At 31.1% G+C, this 15,892-nt stretch carries 23 protein-coding genes; 22 read left to right on the top strand and 1 reads right to left on the bottom strand.

Annotated elements, in window-relative coordinates:
* Positions 1-122 precede the first annotated feature (122 nt).
* From WKK_RS03625 to WKK_RS03535, 20 genes are all read left to right on the top strand, one after another.
* A complete protein-coding gene (locus tag WKK_RS03625; protein ID WP_242821434.1) occupies positions 123-419 on the top strand; it encodes a thioredoxin family protein in 297 nt (98 codons plus the stop codon).
* An 18-nt stretch (positions 420-437) separates the two neighbouring features.
* Complete coding sequence (gene trxA, locus WKK_RS03620) at positions 438-752, top strand: thioredoxin (protein ID WP_013989498.1); 315 nt, start codon at positions 438-440, stop codon at positions 750-752.
* An 11-nt stretch (positions 753-763) separates the two neighbouring features.
* The gene (locus tag WKK_RS03615; protein ID WP_013989497.1) at positions 764-1,087 is read left to right on the top strand and encodes a thioredoxin family protein; all 324 of its coding nucleotides are present in this window, start codon (positions 764-766) and stop codon (positions 1,085-1,087) included.
* A 14-nt stretch (positions 1,088-1,101) separates the two neighbouring features.
* On the top strand, positions 1,102-2,046 hold the full coding sequence (trxB, locus tag WKK_RS03610) for a thioredoxin-disulfide reductase (RefSeq protein ID WP_006846163.1): 945 nt from the start codon (positions 1,102-1,104) through the stop codon (positions 2,044-2,046).
* 14 nt (positions 2,047-2,060) lie between these two features.
* A complete protein-coding gene (locus WKK_RS03605) occupies positions 2,061-2,714 on the top strand; it encodes a DsbA family oxidoreductase (RefSeq protein WP_013989496.1) in 654 nt (217 codons plus the stop codon).
* Entirely contained in the window at positions 2,711-2,836 is a 126-nt protein-coding gene (locus WKK_RS07275; protein ID WP_013989495.1) for a hypothetical protein, read from the top strand. The genes WKK_RS03605 and WKK_RS07275 overlap by 4 nt, the downstream gene beginning before the upstream one ends.
* Positions 2,837-3,443: 607 nt before the next feature.
* Positions 3,444-3,800 carry a type II toxin-antitoxin system RelE/ParE family toxin gene (locus WKK_RS03600; protein ID WP_013989493.1) on the top strand — a complete coding sequence of 119 codons (357 nt, stop codon included), beginning with the start codon at positions 3,444-3,446 and terminating at the stop codon, positions 3,798-3,800.
* Positions 3,790-4,056: a helix-turn-helix domain-containing protein gene (locus WKK_RS03595; RefSeq protein WP_013989492.1), complete on the top strand. Its 267-nt coding sequence runs from the start codon at positions 3,790-3,792 to the stop codon at positions 4,054-4,056. The genes WKK_RS03600 and WKK_RS03595 overlap by 11 nt, the downstream gene beginning before the upstream one ends.
* A gap of 60 nt (positions 4,057-4,116) precedes the next feature.
* The gene (locus WKK_RS03590) at positions 4,117-4,410 is read left to right on the top strand and encodes a type II toxin-antitoxin system RelB/DinJ family antitoxin (RefSeq protein WP_013989491.1); all 294 of its coding nucleotides are present in this window, start codon (positions 4,117-4,119) and stop codon (positions 4,408-4,410) included.
* A 14-nt stretch (positions 4,411-4,424) separates the two neighbouring features.
* Entirely contained in the window at positions 4,425-4,715 is a 291-nt protein-coding gene (locus tag WKK_RS07085; RefSeq protein ID WP_081461282.1) for a type II toxin-antitoxin system RelE/ParE family toxin, read from the top strand.
* An 849-nt stretch (positions 4,716-5,564) separates the two neighbouring features.
* Positions 5,565-6,110, top strand: a complete 546-nt coding sequence (locus tag WKK_RS03580) for a Crp/Fnr family transcriptional regulator (protein WP_013989489.1) — start codon at positions 5,565-5,567, stop codon at positions 6,108-6,110.
* A 77-nt stretch (positions 6,111-6,187) separates the two neighbouring features.
* The gene (locus WKK_RS03575) at positions 6,188-6,775 is read left to right on the top strand and encodes an NAD(P)H-dependent oxidoreductase (RefSeq protein ID WP_013989488.1); all 588 of its coding nucleotides are present in this window, start codon (positions 6,188-6,190) and stop codon (positions 6,773-6,775) included.
* A 222-nt stretch (positions 6,776-6,997) separates the two neighbouring features.
* Positions 6,998-7,336, top strand: coding sequence for a hypothetical protein (locus WKK_RS03570; protein ID WP_013989487.1), 339 nt, complete (start codon positions 6,998-7,000; stop codon positions 7,334-7,336).
* Positions 7,337-7,480: 144 nt separating this feature from the next.
* Positions 7,481-7,720, top strand: a complete 240-nt coding sequence (locus WKK_RS03565) for a hypothetical protein (protein WP_158306223.1) — start codon at positions 7,481-7,483, stop codon at positions 7,718-7,720.
* Between the two features lie 23 nt (positions 7,721-7,743).
* A complete protein-coding gene (locus tag WKK_RS03560; protein ID WP_242821433.1) occupies positions 7,744-8,019 on the top strand; it encodes a hypothetical protein in 276 nt (91 codons plus the stop codon).
* Between the two features lie 12 nt (positions 8,020-8,031).
* On the top strand, positions 8,032-8,634 hold the full coding sequence (locus WKK_RS03555; RefSeq protein WP_013989484.1) for a DUF1643 domain-containing protein: 603 nt from the start codon (positions 8,032-8,034) through the stop codon (positions 8,632-8,634).
* A gap of 389 nt (positions 8,635-9,023) precedes the next feature.
* Positions 9,024-9,563 (top strand): helix-turn-helix domain-containing protein, encoded by a 540-nt coding sequence (locus WKK_RS07000; RefSeq protein WP_013989483.1) that lies wholly within the window; start codon positions 9,024-9,026, stop codon positions 9,561-9,563.
* A 14-nt stretch (positions 9,564-9,577) separates the two neighbouring features.
* The gene (locus tag WKK_RS03545) at positions 9,578-10,465 is read left to right on the top strand and encodes an ABC transporter ATP-binding protein (protein ID WP_013989482.1); all 888 of its coding nucleotides are present in this window, start codon (positions 9,578-9,580) and stop codon (positions 10,463-10,465) included.
* Entirely contained in the window at positions 10,449-11,186 is a 738-nt protein-coding gene (locus WKK_RS03540; RefSeq protein WP_013989481.1) for an ABC transporter permease, read from the top strand. The genes WKK_RS03545 and WKK_RS03540 overlap by 17 nt, the downstream gene beginning before the upstream one ends.
* Before the next feature lie 19 nt (positions 11,187-11,205).
* On the top strand, positions 11,206-11,979 hold the full coding sequence (locus tag WKK_RS03535) for an ABC transporter permease (protein ID WP_013989480.1): 774 nt from the start codon (positions 11,206-11,208) through the stop codon (positions 11,977-11,979).
* Between the two features lie 528 nt (positions 11,980-12,507).
* On the opposite strand, the gene rlmH is transcribed toward WKK_RS03535, so the two are convergent.
* Positions 12,508-12,987, bottom strand: coding sequence for a 23S rRNA (pseudouridine(1915)-N(3))-methyltransferase RlmH (gene rlmH, locus WKK_RS03530; RefSeq protein ID WP_006846146.1), 480 nt, complete (start codon positions 12,985-12,987; stop codon positions 12,508-12,510).
* Between the two features lie 694 nt (positions 12,988-13,681).
* On the opposite strand from rlmH, the gene WKK_RS03525 reads away from it, so the two are divergent.
* Together WKK_RS03525 and WKK_RS03520 are read left to right on the top strand one after the other, a co-directional pair.
* Entirely contained in the window at positions 13,682-15,025 is a 1,344-nt protein-coding gene (locus WKK_RS03525) for a TrkH family potassium uptake protein (RefSeq protein ID WP_013989478.1), read from the top strand.
* A gap of 34 nt (positions 15,026-15,059) precedes the next feature.
* Positions 15,060-15,884 carry an HAD-IIB family hydrolase gene (locus tag WKK_RS03520; RefSeq protein WP_013989477.1) on the top strand — a complete coding sequence of 275 codons (825 nt, stop codon included), beginning with the start codon at positions 15,060-15,062 and terminating at the stop codon, positions 15,882-15,884.
* The last annotated feature ends 8 nt before the right edge of the window (positions 15,885-15,892 follow it).

The raw sequence follows: 15,892 nt of genomic DNA, 5'->3' as shown, positions 1-15,892 counted from the left end.
AAAGACATGCGTAATTTTTTTATTTTAAGTAAGGATTATTTGCATTTGACACATTTAAAAAAAGTGTTATTGTTAAACTATTCAATAAATCAATTGAATGATTAAAAACTGAAAGAGGGTTCATGATGTACAGTAGTATAGCTGACAAAGAATTTTTATTAACGTTAATGTATTTTGAGAATGATTGGTGTGCTCAATGTTATACGCAACGACCAATTATTAAAAAAATTAAAGAAGAATATCAAAATGAATTGAATATAGAATTTATTAACGCTGAAGAAAACGCTAAGCTTGCTAATGAATATGATATTCGATCTGCTCCTAGCCTTCTTTTGTTGAAAGATGGTGAAGTTGTCGAGCGTGTTCCTAAATTTATTGATAAAGAAAAATTGGAAATATTGATTCGATATTATTTATAACAAAGGAAGAAGTAAAAAATGATTAAAAACTTAAATGATAAAGATTTTGTGCAAGAAACTAGTACCGGTATTACTTTAACTGATTTTTGGGCAGATTGGTGTCCCCCATGTAAAATGCAGAGCCCTATCGTTGAGCAATTAGATAAAGAAATAGGAAATAATGTCAAAGTTACAAAGATGGACGTTGACGCTAATCCTGAGACGGCTAACGAATTTGGTATTATGTCAATTCCAACTTTAATTATTAAAAAAGATGGCAAAGTGGTTGAAGAACTAGTTGGATTGCATTCTAAAGATAAACTAAAAAATATTTTAGCTCAGTATACAAATTAGAGGATATATTTATGGAAAAATTACCAGTAATAGATAAGTCACAATTGGAAAATAGATTAAAAGATGGAAAATATGTTTTGGTTTTTATGGCAACATGGTGTCCCGACTGTAGTTTTATTAAACCTAAATTGCCAGAAATTGAATCTGATTTTTCAGATTATAAATTTATTCAAGTAGATCGTGATGAAAATATTGATTTAGCTCAAGAAATGAATGTCTATGGGATTCCTAGTTTTGTTGTTTACTCAGACGGGACAGAGATTGGGCGTTTAGCAAACAAGGACAGAAAATCAAAATCAGATGTAGAGGCTTTTTTAAGTGATATAGCCGATTAATAGGAGTTTAAAGCATGAAAAAATATGATGTAGTAGTAATTGGTGCAGGACCTGGCGGAATGACTGCTGCTATGTATGCAGCCCGCGCTAATTTGAATGTGGCGATGCTGGATAGAGGAATCTATGGAGGGCAGATGAACAATACTGACGACATTGAAAATTATCCGGGATTTAGTTCAATTAAAGGACCTGAACTTGGTCAAAAAATGTACGAAAGTGCAACTAATGCAGGTGTAAATTTTGTTTATGGCGATGTTCAGAGTCTTACAGTAGATAACCATAATATTAAACATATTCAAATTGATGACGATATAATTGATTCTAAAGTAGTGATTATTGCAACTGGTTCCACTAATCGTAAATTAGATGTTGAAGGTGAAGATAAATATTCAGGCAGAGGTGTTTCATACTGTGCAGTTTGTGATGGGGCTTTCTTCAAAAATCAAGATGTAACCGTAATTGGTGGTGGAGACTCTGCTGTTTCTGAGGGACTGTATTTAGCAAATATTACTGAAAACGTTAATGTTATTCATCGTAGAAAGCAATTACGTGCACAAAAAATCATTCAAGAGCGTGCTTTTACAAATGATAAAATGGATTTCACTTGGAACACTAGTGTTACTGAAATTATTGGTGACGGAAATCATGTTACAGGAGTTAAGACCTTCGATATTGAAACGGGTGAAGATAAAGTAGTTAATACTTCAGGTGTATTCATATATGTCGGAAACACACCTAATACGGGTATGTTTCAAGGCCTTGATATCACTGACGATTCAGGTTGGATTTTAACAAACTCTGAAATGGAAACTTCAATTCCTGGAATTTTTGCAGTTGGTGATGTTCGTAAGAAGAAATTACGCCAAATCACAACAGCAGTTGGTGATGGTGGTATTGCTGGGCAAAATGCGTTTGAGTATATTGAAGAATTTAAACATGAGTTTGCAGCTACTAAATAGCCGGAGAATTTATTATGGAAATTAAATATTGGTCAGACATTGCTTGCCCATTTTGCTATATTGGATCAAATCGTATGAAGAGAGCAATGAAGGAAATCGGAATTTACGATAAAACTCAATTAGAATTCAAATCTTTTGAATTAGATCCAACATCTCCCAAAGAAACAAATGAAGGATATATTAATCATTTTACACATGGTAATAGAGACCTTGAACCGCAAGCAAGGGCGCAAATGGAACAGATTGAATCAATGGCACATGGTGATGGATTGTCAATGGATATCAATAGTGTTGTTCCAACTAATACGGTGGATGCCCATCGAATAATTAAATTAGCAGAAAGTAAACATGACCCAGAATTAACTGAAAGAGTTATTAGTAGTTTTTATAAAACTTACTTTAGCGATGGATTATCAATAGCTGATCATAAAATTTTATTTGATGCTTCTATCATAGCGGGACTTGATGAAAAAGATATATTAGATGTTTTGAATTCAGATAAATATCATAAAGATGTAATAGCTGATGAAATTGAAGCTCAACAATCAGGAATTCATGCGGCACCATTTTTTGTAATTAATAATAAATATGGTATTAGTGGTGCTCAACCATATGATGTTTTTGTTAAGGCCCTTAAACAAGTTCAATTAGAGGAGAATTCATTATGAGTTATAATAATTTTGATATAATTGGTACAGACAATGAAACAGGTGTTTGTGGACCTGATGGTTGCTTAATATCTGATCATAAGGAAAAAGATACAAAAGATAATGCTTCAAAAACTAATTGAAAAATATTCATATATTATCGGTAAAATAAACGGGAAAACGGGAAATCCAGAACGAAGTCAGTAATATCAAGACTTCAGGGATCCTGTTTTTTTTTTTGGCGGGATTTTGAACGGGGAACGTCGGGAAATAACGGGGAATTCGAGACAATTGGCTGAAAGACTGATTGAAAGGGACTCAAAACTAATCATAAAGAACGTAAATAAAGCCAAAACGTATAAGTACCAATGGGTTTGACGCTTTTTGAAAGACATGATGATCAAATGAGGTCATACATGGTACCTAAATATATAAAAAATATAAAATTTTGAAATTACGATCAAGTAGGACATAAAAAAGACCCGCAACCAATGTTTGACGCGGGTTCCCAAGCTTTAATAAATCTGGATTTAGGGACGAATAATCCCATTAAAGCAGAAAAAGACGCAGTTATGGGGATCCTTATTAGAAATGGCTGCTTTTTTTAAACAAATATTATCAGTATAGTGGCCACATAGATGCTGGTACGTAACTGTTTATGCATGCTTTTTACATTAATCCGTCTTACATAAAATTTTGAAATATATAACGTATGTTGTTAAAAAAGAAATAATAGGTTATAATCAAGATATGGAAAATGTAGAATTTGAAACATATAAACGACCTAACGGACATGATGAATTTTTAGAATGGCTGAATGCATTACCTGACCGTGATCAGCAAAAAATGCTTATGACAATTGAACAAACGCAAGAACAAGGTTTAATGGTTGCAAGGCAACTTAAATGGATTAAAAAACTAGATAACAATCTTTTCGAATTGAGAAGTGAGACTGGTGGAAATATTCAACGGGCAATCTATTTTCACGTTGAACATGGACAATATATCATCACACATGGCTTTACAAAGAAAACACAAAAAACTCCAGCACGTGAAATTAAGCATGCAATTGAACTTAGAAAGGAATGGTCTGACAATGAAAATTAATGATTTGATAGCAGAAAAAAAACAAGATGTTGAGTGGGCAAATGGTTACGAGAACATTCGTGATAAATTTGAAACTGCAATTGTCTTATATAATGCGCGAACTGAAGCAGGATTGACTCAATCAGAACTAGCAGACCTTGCTGGAACTAGTCAAAAAACGGTTGCTAACATTGAAAAAGGTGACAATGTCACGATTGATAAATTCACTGAAATTGCTAATGCGTTAGGTAAACGTGTCAAAATAACATTGGCTTAAAGTTAAAATAAATTATGAAGTCATTGGTTTAATATATAAAGAATAAAGTGGTGCAATATTATGGCAATAATACCAACAACTATTCGTCTGAATGATGAGTTACGCGATGAATTAGAACCACGCTTAAAAGCAGTAGGACTAAGTCTAAATGACTATTTGGTAATGGCCGCTAAACAATTTGTGATTCAAAATAAGATTCCTTTTGAAGTGATTGTCCCAAAAGGGATACCTAATGAGACAACTCATAAGGCGTTAATCGAAGCCCAGACAAGGGAAATAGGATTGATTCCAGATAATTCACCGGAATTTGATAATGTTGATGATTTGATAAATCACTTGGGCAGCGATAATTAAGAACGTCAGACTTTATCCTAAAACCAGATCCACAATTTAAAAAAGGTTATCAAGTATTCAAGAGAGACAATCCTGAATTGATATCTGAATTCAAAGTTGCATTACGAGAATTAAAAATTAATGGGACTGTGCCAGATTCATATAATCCTCATGGGTTAGATAATCGTGGAGGCTTATATAATGGTAACCTTGATTTTCATCTATCAGATGGACAGGTAGATGTAGTCGTAATATACATTCCACATAAAACTAACCCCATTATTAGATTAGTTAGAATAGGTACTCATAAAGATCTATTTCAATGACTGATAAAATAAAAAAATACACTTATGAACAGGCCAGTCGGTAATCATAAGTGTATTTTTATTTATTCAAAACTTGTCCAAAGATCTAAAGTATCAAAAATTTTCTAGAAGTGGATATGATTATGGGATTATGTGTTTCGAATTCATCAACTGAAATTCCATCTAATGATTTATTAACAGCAGAAACATCGTACCCAAAAATTAATGCATAATCATTTAATGTAGCCAAATGATTGATCGAGTTGGTAGACGAATTGAAAGAAGCAGATAAAAAGGACGAACTCAAGGGTTCGCCCTTTTTTGGTGGAGAATTTGTATTCAAGCTGTACTAAGAAGTCCTATGTATAAATATAAAAAGACGCAGGGTGAAGGGTAAGGAGTTCCTAAATAATATGATGGTGTATTTGGATCTATATTTGGATTGATGGTATCGCTCTATTCATGATTGATTTTAATATAATATGAGGTCGTATGAAGTTGATATGAGTTTTGATAAAAACATTTTGAAATTCCTATGTTCCGGAAAATGAAATTGATGAGATTGTATGAAATTCATAACTAAATAATTTGTAATGACTGGATAATATATGGTGTTAATGTGTAAGTAATAGTATGAGAGTCGGTGGACCAGTTCACTTGGCTCTTTTTTTGTAAAAAATGATAAAATATTGATTTAGAAAAATAGATTAAAACAAATTTTAAATTAATGTATTTAACCTATGCTTGAAGAAATAATCATTGAAATAGATAAAGAAATTCGATAAATGCTAATATGATTATTAACGTATATTTTACTTTTAATAATGTTAAATAAAATAGGTAAATAAGTTACATTAAATGGAGGTATTCATGAATAATTTAATGGATATAATTAATTCAATTAACGATAAAGAAAAAAATTATTGGTATAAAAAAAGTTTTGCTGCAAATAAAACTTTGCTTTTTGAAGGAGATATAGCTGATAAAATATATTTTATTGAAAAGGGAGCAATACGCCTTTGGAATAATGACGATGGTAAGGAAATAACTTTCCAATTTTTCTTTGAAGGACAGGTAGTATCATCTTATGAAAGCTTTTATCTGAAAAATCCTAGTGTTTTTTCGATCGAGACAATCGAAGAGACTGATGTTTTAGTTTTGGAAAAAGAAAAGTTAGATATATTATTAATTGATTCACCAGATCTACTTAAAATTATGATGAATCAACTATCTGAACGTTTTATTGTTTATACTGAGTATTTTTTATCTAGAATTAAAGAATCTCCTGAAGAAAGATATCTTTCCTTGCTTGAAAAAAACAGTGAATTGATCAAACGTGTACCGGCTCAATATATAGCATCTTTCTTGGGAATTACGCCGGTTTCTTTAAGTAGAATAAAAAATAGAATTAAATGATTGATTATCTTATGTTAATTACAATAATTTGATTTTAACTTATGATACAGGTGCAAAGTAATAAGGGAGAATCAATTATGAAAACATTAATTATTTACAATCATCCATATGAAGGTAGTTATAACCATGCCATTTTAGAATCAGTGATCAAAGGAATAAATAATAATTACGGAGAGTATGAAGTTATCGATTTAGATAAAGAAAATTTCAATCCTGTAATGAATTCTAATGATCTATTAGGTTTTGTAAAACATCAAGCAGTTGATCCAATGGCCATCAGCTATGCAGAAAAAATACATCAAGCTGATCACTTGGTCTTCATTTTTCCAATTTGGTGGGAATTAATGCCCGCAATGACAAAAGGATTTATTGATAAGGTCATATATCCTGGATTAACATATGATTACAAGAAGAATGGTTTTAGTATGGTTAGTCTTTTACCAAAGTTAAAGTCTACAACAGTTATTACAACAATGAATACTCCAAAAGTAATGTATAAGTTTAGCTATGGTAATGCTTTGAAAAAAGCACTGATAAAGGGAACTTTTAAAAAATCAGGTATGAAGAACGTTAAGTGGGTCAGTTTCAACATGGTTAAAATGGTTAAGCCTGAAAAAAGAGAAAAATGGTTGAAAAAGATAGAACGAAAATTTGCAGAAATGTAAAATTGAAAGTATGAAGTAATATAAATTTGATATGAGTTTTGATAAAGACATTTTGAAATTTCTGTGTTCCGGAAAATGAATTTGATGAGAATGTATGAAATTCATAAACTCAATAAAAAATTGTAACGAATACAGAATATATCTATATATTCTAATAAAGTTGAAGTAGAGCTAAGTGTAATTTGCTTAGCTCTTTTTTTGTGCCTAAAAGGAGGTAAAACTATGGAAGAAGTAAAACTAAAACAAATTTTGAACGAACGCATCAATATGATATGTGATGATAAAGGTATTGTATCAAGGCAGGATTATCCAATGGAATCAATAGTCATGTTTGCGGACGAACTTGGATGTGAAGAACTACCAGATTTCATCAGCAGTGACAGTGAATATATTATGGAGTATGTGGTTTCATATCTGAAATTGAATAATGGTGCAGGGTTTGAAAGTATCGTAGTTAATTTTGTAGATATTCCTTCAAACAATCCTTTGGGATTGGCATTGATCAAAGATAATCAACTAATTGCTACACGTAAGGAAGGAGATAAAGAATGGATGTTTTAATGAGAGTAGGTCAAAAAGTCTTAATCACAATTGCGACAGAATTAATTAATATTTTGAGCGATACTAAAAAATAAGGAAGTGATCAGAATCAAACAGGCTAAATATTATGATGAAATAGATAAAGACGCATTGAATGCAGTCTATATGGATATATTAATGGCGTTGGAAGGCGATGAACTTGGCTTAATGAAGATATTCAGACAGCTTAGCGGACAACAGATTAACCTGCCGGTTCATCTATATAGCCCTGAAGCCATGAAACTAATTCTGAAGGATAAATACGAACATGGAGAAATAGATATAAATAAAGAATCAGAAAGGTATGGATACACCCGTAGGTGGATTATAGGAGTAATCAAACAAATTGAAAAAGGTAAAATATGAATAATAAGCTATATAAAGTATTGATGAACCAAGTAATTGAACTATTTGGGTGGGAACATATCCATACAATTGAAGTCTTAAAACCAGAAGAAATATTGATTGAAATAAGTGAGCTGGAGCCAACAATGGTTCCAGCTTTTTTATTAGGTGTGGATAAAGTAAAGATTAATTCTCAAACCATCTTAATCAATAAGAATGAAATAGTCACCATAGCTACATATTACAACGTAAAAGGATCGATATTAGGGTATGTGGTCCTTTATAAGGGCGATATTGCATATGAAAGTAAAAGGATATAGGAGTAAATAACAATGGCTAAAACAATTGAAAAAGTCGCAATGAAGCTAAGTCAAAAAAGAGAGGGCGAACACATATTCTGGAAAAGCAGGCAGTGGGATAGTGATTTACCAAGCTATTTCATATTAAGTAACTATCCAGCTAATGAACAGCTAGTGTCAGATGATATGACTGGGATGTTGATTCAAAATGCCGTCTTTAAATTGGGAGGAGGTGGTGTCGTAGTAGGCAATTTATTTTCAAAGAGTGTAGGAAATAAAGCGAATGAGAAAATATTACGCGAAGCGTATACAGATAATAGTATGGATGAACTAGTCACAACTGCACTAAAACAAGACTACATTGTCATTGCGACTGGTGCTTTGACTGATAAATCAGAAATTTCACGATTTAGATTACGTACATTTTTAGAGCGGCTAATGGATCAAGAAGCTAACGATAAAATCAAAGTATTGGTAGCACAGGATACTAAAGAACCTGCACATCCATTATCTCGATTTGTGCGTGGTTTTGGATTGAACTGGCAACTAGAGACATTAGAGTCCGTTGGACTATATGAACGAATTGTAAAACAAATGAACTCAGCTAAAATCAGGATCAATCTAATAGTCAAATAATATCTATATATTATCGGTAAAATAAACGGGAAAACGGGAAACTGCCAACGAAGCCAGGTATAAAAAGGCTTCATCGTGCCCGTTTTTTTGTTTTGGCGGGATTTTGAACGGGGAACGTCGGGAAATAACGGGTAATTCGAGATAAAAAAGCTCATATCATTATAATTATATATTTCGAAATAAATCTAAACTGATTAGTAAAAATAGGTACTAATAGAGCGGCTTTTAAAATATTAATATAATCTGATTAGGATATATTTTGCTTCATTTTTAAATGAATATATTTATAATTTAGTTATAAAATGCCTTTATATAAGGTATGTTAAAAATAATTTGCTAGTCAAATTATCATTTTAGGAATATATAATGAGTATGAGGAGAAGCTATTTATGGAAAATAATTTGAAGTCTATTAGATTAGAAAAAGGATTGACGCAACAAGAAGTAGCTGATGAATTAAATGTGACTCGACAAACAGTATCTCATTGGGAAAAAGCACAACCGTTACCTCCCGCTTTAGCATTGGTAGATTTGTCAAAATTATATAATGAATCTATTTCAAGAATTATCGGAGAAAATAGGATGATTACTAAAAAACAATTAAATTTTATGGCATTAGTTGGGGTGCTAACTTTAAACTATTTTTTAATTCCATATTTAATTCCGATCCTAAGCTTTTTATTAATTTTTATTTTCTTTATTTTAGTTGGAGTTGCTTTTCCATTTTGGAATTTATATTTGTTCATTTTTAAAAATCAAAGTTTTACAGTTATAGAAACAGGTGAATCGTTTTTATATTTTGGATTGGGAATGTTAGGGATAATAGTTATTTATTATGTTTGTAAAAAATCATTTAAATATATTAAATCATACATAAGGTATAATATTCATTCTGTGCTATATGAAACGTATGAACCTAACGTGAAGTGATTTGGGAGATTAAAATGTTAAATATTAAAAATATTAATACATATTTTGGAAAGAAAAAAATAATTAAAGATGTTTCTTTTAAAATAGAACCTGGAGAAATAGTTGGGTTAGTAGGGTCTAATGGTGCTGGTAAAACAACGATCATGAAGACTATTTTAGGGCTAACAAAATTTACTGGAGAAATCACTTTCAAAGATATTCCGATTACTGAAAATAGTCACAGTGGTTTGCAGAAGGTTGGAGCATTAATCGAACATCCGGCAGTTTATCCATTCTTTTCAGGATATGAAAATATACGATTATATTGTGATGAAGAAGTCGAGATAATTAAATTGGTAGAAAAGTTGGGTATGAGTAGTTATATTTATGATAATGTAAAAAATTATTCATTAGGAATGAAACAAAAATTAGGAATTGCTATGGCTTTGATAAATAATCCTGATTTGGTTATTCTCGATGAGCCCATGAATGGCTTAGATATAGAATCAACAATACTGATTAGAAATATTATTAAAGATTATTCGACAAATGGTAAGGCATTTTTGATCTCTAGTCATATTCTTTCAGAGTTACAGAAGATCATGACTAATATTATTTTAATTGAGCATGGACATATCATTTTAAATAAACCAGTTGATGAGTTTATAGATAATAGTCATGTCAAACTTATTACTAGTGATATTAAAAGAACAATAGACATATTTAAAGCTAAGGGTATCAATTTTTTGTTAAGAGACAATTATTTTGTTATCAGTACAGATGATGTTATTTTGGCTCAGAGAATTTTAATAGGGGAAGAAGTATATATCATAGACTTAGAAAAGAATGATGTTAATTTTGAAGATAAAATTATTGAGTTAATTTCCACTAAAAAGGGGAATGAACATGGACAATTATATTAAATTAAAAAATGAATTTAAAAAGTTTTTTAAACAAAATTTGAGTAGATGGGGTTTCGTAATGTTAATAGCATTAATGAGTTATTTTGCTATAACTACTAATAATATAAGCTTATCTTTTCAGTCGGGATTTGGGAGTACTCAATGGATCACTATTATTATTATGATGGTTTCCGGAAATTTTCTTGATATGGAGTATGAAAATGGAACGATTATCAATTTATTTTACAAGTATGATAATAAATTAACTATTTATATTAATAAATTATTTATAGCTAGTATATATAGTGTTTTATTGATTTTATTTTCATTAATAATTACGGTGATATTTGGTTATATATTTGGACTATCAGTTAATATCGATCAAATTGATAAGCTGATTATAAATTTATCTGGGACGTTAATATATTCATTTTTTATGATATCGCTGGCTTTTCTTTTATTATCTATTTTAAAATCAAATATTGCCGTTGTTGGTTGTGGTTTATTTATAGGATTTATTGGAACGACCATTTCGGGATTTATAGAACAACTTATTCCCTTCCTACATAGTATTTTAAAGTGGAATCCATTGAATATGATATATATAATAAGCAAACTAAATAGTCCCGATTTCAAATATGTCAGTGGGTTATCTAGTTTGAATTTAATTTTGGGAAATATAATTTATACAATATTATTCATCTATTTGGGTTATTTCTTATTTAAGAATCGGAAAATTTGATTAATGAAAGGCAATTAAAATGATTATCAATGTAAAAAGAGAAATAATTAAGTTGTCCAAAAGAAAAATAACTTGGGTTTCATTAGTAGTATTGTTTGTTTTTATGCTTTTTTTAGGATTATCTCTTAGAAATGATTATAGTAAATTATTAATAATGGGTGAATTCGGGTTAGATACTATATCTCCATTTTTATTAATTTTAGTTGGATCAACAATATTTTCTATGGAATTTAAAAATAATACTATTTGGCAGTTATTGTATAAATCAAAAAATAAAAATGTAGCATATTTTGCCAAGGTGTTTGTACTTTTTTTATACGATATATTTATACATTTATTTGCTGTCATATACACAATGATTTTATCTATTGTTTTATTAAATAAAAGTATTTTTTCATGGATAGATATTTATCAGTATAATGAACCGCTAGTGATCAATTTATTAAAAACAAGTTTTTTAGATATTATAGCCACTATGGTTGTAATTAGTTGTGTATTTTTATTATCTATATTAATAAAGTCTAGCGAGGTTGTAACAACTTTGAGTGTTTTAATTGTATTTATGGGAAGTGGAATATCAAATAGTATTATATATCGTTATAATTCTTTAATAGGTATCGTTCGTTGGAATCCATTAAATATAGCAACGCATTTAACGACTCAATATTATAATTACGAATCATATCATAACATGACAAAACTGAGTAATATGCAAATGCTGTATGGAGGATTTGGTTATATTATAATATTTTTATTTATTGGTTATGTTATATTTAGAACAAAAAAATTTTAAGTATGAAAATATTATATATTAGGTAAGGCCTTTATAAATTAAAGCTTTCTAATTTATAAATGAAGTGAGCTTAATACCAGAGTGATTTGATAATACGTTGACTACAATTGTATTTAAGTATAAAAATAAACGGGAAAATGGGAAATCCAGAACGAAGTCAGTAATATCAAGACTTCAGGGATCCCGTTTTTTTATTTTGGCGGGATTTTTAACGGGGAACGTCGGGAAATAACGGGTAATTCGAGACAATTGGCTGAAAGACTGATTGAAAAGGACTCAAAAATAATCATAAAGGATCTAAATAAAGCTAAAACGTATAATTGCCAATGTGTTTGACGTTTTTTGAAAGACGTGATGATCAAATGAGGTCATACATGACACCTAAATATATAAAAAATATAAACTTTTGAAATTACGATCAAGTAGGACATAAAAAAGACCCGCAACCAATGTTTGGCGCGGGTTCCCAAGCTTTAATGAATTTGGATTTAGGGGCGAATAATCCCATTAAAGCAGAAAAAGACGCAGCTATTTATGGTAAGGGGATCCAATATTAATCATAAATGAACGGTAAATTTGTTCAGTTAATACTAAGCGCATCAACTGATGTGGAAGGGTAAATTTACCAAAACTAATTAGAGTATTGGCACGTTGATTGACTGATGGATCAGTTCCCAAAGAACCACCAATTACAAAAGTTATATCGGAGTGTCCAGTAACAGCTAATTGATCGATTTCATGAGCTAAAGCTTCAGAAGTTCGTTCCTTTCCTTTGATAGCGAGGACAAAAACATATTCCTTGTCTTTAATTTTGCTAAGAATTCGTTCACCCTCTTTTGCCATGACTTGTTGCATTTGCGTTTCTGATAATTGTTCAGGTGCTTTTTCATCCTGAACTTCAATAATATTAAATTTGGCAAATTTTGATAAACGTTTGGCATATTCAGCAATTCCATCTTTAAGAAATTGCTCTTTTAATTTTCCCACTGTGATAATTTTGATGTTCATATATTTTTACGCTTTCTAATCAATTTAAACCTTAAGATGGTATATTCTGTAGAGAAGTTGATTTGTTACTTTTACACACATAAATATTGTATGTTTTTTACATTGTTTTCAATTATAACACGGTTTATAGCTTGTTAATTTAAACCTTTTAATGATTATCCACAGTTGTTAGTAACTCTGTGGAAAAGTTATTTGAAGCCTATTATAACAACCTTTGTAAAGGTTAATAAAGTTAAATTTAATCATTAATATGTGCATTAATATAATAGCCTTTATAAAAAGACGAACGATATTAACATATTAAGTATAAAAGAACGTGTTTTAACGTTGTAAGCGGTATCTCATATTTAAATTTGAACATTTTATTAACAGTATTAAAAAACATTAAAATTGAATTAAATAAAATTAGCAATGTGGTTTTTAACATCTCTATTATAAAATACAATCAAGATTTAGATGGCTTCATAAAAGGATTTATAAAAAGAAAGTATATTGCTTTATTTGACATAAAAACACAATTATACACGTTAAAAATATAGATTGTTGAAAACTATCGACAGTTATTAACAGTTTATACACAGGTGGGGATAACTAAATTTTAAAGTTTTACACAATTTATTAACAAAGAGCTAGAATAAAGTAATTAGGTTATAATTTTAGGTGAACAGGATAAATTTAGAAACGGGTATGGAAAATGAAAAAAATTGCTAAAAAAATGACCCCACCACAAATTTTAACATTGGGTTTCTTATTAATTATTTTTATGGGGAGCCTATTGTTAACTCTGCCGTGGATGCATCATTCTCATACGCATGTGCCATTGATTGACGCCATTTTTACTGCTGTTTCAGCGACGACTATTACGGGACTAAATACATTACCAACTGCTACTACGTGGACTCTGCCTGGACAAATCATCATTTTAATGATGATTGAAGTAGGGGCGTTGGGATTTATGACATTTGCGGTATTATTAATTACTTTGACTGGAAGACGATTGGATTTGCGATCACGAATGCTTGCACAGCAGGCCCTAAATTTAAAAAGCTTTTCAGACGTACACTCAATTCTTGAATATGTTTTACGTTTATCAACTATAATTCAAGCGTTAGGGGCTGTATTACTAGCGTTTGATTTTATTCCTCGATTTGGATGGATGAAGGGAATTTATTATTCCATTGCTCATTCGATTTCAGCCTTCGCTAATGCCGGATTTGTCTTTTTCGATGCTCCTTTTGGTCAATTTAAAAGTGACTCATACGTCTTAATTGTAACGATGTTATTGATTTTAGCGGGATCATTAGGATTCTTAGTTTGGCGAGATATCATTTCAAAACGGAAAAGACATAATTTTAGTTTACACACTCGTTTGACGTTGACAGTTTCAGCGTGGCTTATTGGGATCGGATTTGTTGGATTCTTGATTTCAGATACACTAACGGGAACTTTTAACCAAGCAAATGGATGGTTTAACCAGATTATTGATACCTTGTTTGTTGCTATCACTCCACGAACGGCAGGATTTGAAATTGTACCAATGAATACAATTTCAAATGCCGGCTTTATGACGTTTGTCTTTTTGATGTTCATTGTTGGGACTCCTGGATCAACTTCTGGAGGAATCAAAACGACAACGGCGGGAATTTTAATAGCACAGGTTTGGGCTTCCTTGCGGGGGCAAGAATCGGTTCGATTTAGGGATCGTCAGTTTTCAAAAAAGACCGTTAATAAGGCCTTAATGTTGGCAATTGTGGCGATTATTTTTATTTTCTTAGCATCGTTTTTCCTTAGTATCACAGAAACCTTGCCTAAGGGTCGGGGAACCGAATATTACGTCTTTGAGGTGGTATCTGCTTTTTCAACGGCTGGACTAACTTTAGGTTTGACCCCAAATCTTTCTAGTGTGGGGAAGGTCATTATTATGACTGTTATGTTTATTGGTCGAGTCGGTCTGTACACTGTTATGTTTTCAGTATTGAATGTTCATGCTCAAGATATACATATTGAATATCCAGAAGAAGAAGTCTTAATTGGATAATTTAGATATTTTAACATGAAAAGGAGGCTGGATGATGGCTGGTGATTTTTTTGCAAGTGACTTAGATGGAACGTTTTTTGATAATCAAAGAGAGTATGATGTGGATCGATTCAAAACATTAGTTCAAATAATTAATTCTCAAGATAATCATTTTGTACTGGCAACAGGTCGTGATCTGATCATGTTAGAAAAAAGTTTCGCACCAGTCTGGGGCCAAGTTGATATTGTGGCTAATAATGGGGCCGTAGTGATTGCAGCGAATGGTACAGTATTACAGGAAGCTGTAATACCAATTATAATTATGGAAAAAGTTATGCAGGTTATTTCAAAAATGCATCTTGAAAAAGGGGTTATTTTTGTCGGCTTGAATCATAAGTTTATGTTGAGAAAACATCGAAATTTAAACCATCAAAAAAATACTTTTCAGCGTGAGGACCAAGTAAGTTATTTCGTGGAGCAGGTCAATGAAATTCATGATAGGATTGTTAAATTAACTTTTGGGGTTGAAACACAGGCTGTCCCAGCATTGATTGAGCTTATTCAAAATCAAGTAGGATCGTCAGTCTATGTTACAACATCAGGTTATGGATCAATTGATGTTATTGCTGCGACGGTCAATAAAGCTCAAGGACTTCAAATTTTAGCCCAATATTACCAGCAAGATCAGCCCTGGATCATGGCATTTGGTGATGGATTGAATGATTTGGAGATGTTGAAAATAGCCCAAATGCCTTATGCCATGTCGAATGGAGATCCAGTGATTGTTGAACAATTTCCACCAGCGATGGCTGATAATCAGCATTCAGGTGTTATCAAGACAATTGAAAAGTATTTACAAAAGAAACAGACTAATAAGTAGAGATGATA

Source organism: Weissella koreensis KACC 15510 (genome assembly GCF_000219805.1).
Lineage (GTDB): Bacteria > Bacillota > Bacilli > Lactobacillales > Lactobacillaceae > Weissella > Weissella koreensis.
This window is presented reverse-complemented; position numbering and strand designations above follow the sequence as displayed.

Coding starts and splice junctions, on each gene's coding strand:
- WKK_RS03625 (WP_242821434.1), top strand. CDS start 123: ATGATGTACAGTAGTATAGCTGACAAAGAATTTTTATTAACGTTAATG.
- trxA (WP_013989498.1), top strand. CDS start 438: ATGATTAAAAACTTAAATGATAAAGATTTTGTGCAAGAAACTAGTACC.
- WKK_RS03615 (WP_013989497.1), top strand. CDS start 764: ATGGAAAAATTACCAGTAATAGATAAGTCACAATTGGAAAATAGATTA.
- trxB (WP_006846163.1), top strand. CDS start 1,102: ATGAAAAAATATGATGTAGTAGTAATTGGTGCAGGACCTGGCGGAATG.
- WKK_RS03605 (WP_013989496.1), top strand. CDS start 2,061: ATGGAAATTAAATATTGGTCAGACATTGCTTGCCCATTTTGCTATATT.
- WKK_RS07275 (WP_013989495.1), top strand. CDS start 2,711: ATGAGTTATAATAATTTTGATATAATTGGTACAGACAATGAAACAGGT.
- WKK_RS03600 (WP_013989493.1), top strand. CDS start 3,444: ATGGAAAATGTAGAATTTGAAACATATAAACGACCTAACGGACATGAT.
- WKK_RS03595 (WP_013989492.1), top strand. CDS start 3,790: ATGAAAATTAATGATTTGATAGCAGAAAAAAAACAAGATGTTGAGTGG.
- WKK_RS03590 (WP_013989491.1), top strand. CDS start 4,117: ATGGCAATAATACCAACAACTATTCGTCTGAATGATGAGTTACGCGAT.
- WKK_RS03580 (WP_013989489.1), top strand. CDS start 5,565: ATGAATAATTTAATGGATATAATTAATTCAATTAACGATAAAGAAAAA.
- WKK_RS03575 (WP_013989488.1), top strand. CDS start 6,188: ATGAAAACATTAATTATTTACAATCATCCATATGAAGGTAGTTATAAC.
- WKK_RS03570 (WP_013989487.1), top strand. CDS start 6,998: ATGGAAGAAGTAAAACTAAAACAAATTTTGAACGAACGCATCAATATG.
- WKK_RS03565 (WP_158306223.1), top strand. CDS start 7,481: ATGGATATATTAATGGCGTTGGAAGGCGATGAACTTGGCTTAATGAAG.
- WKK_RS03560 (WP_242821433.1), top strand. CDS start 7,744: ATGAACCAAGTAATTGAACTATTTGGGTGGGAACATATCCATACAATT.
- WKK_RS03555 (WP_013989484.1), top strand. CDS start 8,032: ATGGCTAAAACAATTGAAAAAGTCGCAATGAAGCTAAGTCAAAAAAGA.
- WKK_RS07000 (WP_013989483.1), top strand. CDS start 9,024: ATGGAAAATAATTTGAAGTCTATTAGATTAGAAAAAGGATTGACGCAA.
- WKK_RS03545 (WP_013989482.1), top strand. CDS start 9,578: ATGTTAAATATTAAAAATATTAATACATATTTTGGAAAGAAAAAAATA.
- WKK_RS03540 (WP_013989481.1), top strand. CDS start 10,449: ATGGACAATTATATTAAATTAAAAAATGAATTTAAAAAGTTTTTTAAA.
- WKK_RS03535 (WP_013989480.1), top strand. CDS start 11,206: ATGATTATCAATGTAAAAAGAGAAATAATTAAGTTGTCCAAAAGAAAA.
- rlmH (WP_006846146.1), bottom strand. CDS start 12,987: ATGAACATCAAAATTATCACAGTGGGAAAATTAAAAGAGCAATTTCTT.
- WKK_RS03525 (WP_013989478.1), top strand. CDS start 13,682: ATGAAAAAAATTGCTAAAAAAATGACCCCACCACAAATTTTAACATTG.
- WKK_RS03520 (WP_013989477.1), top strand. CDS start 15,060: ATGGCTGGTGATTTTTTTGCAAGTGACTTAGATGGAACGTTTTTTGAT.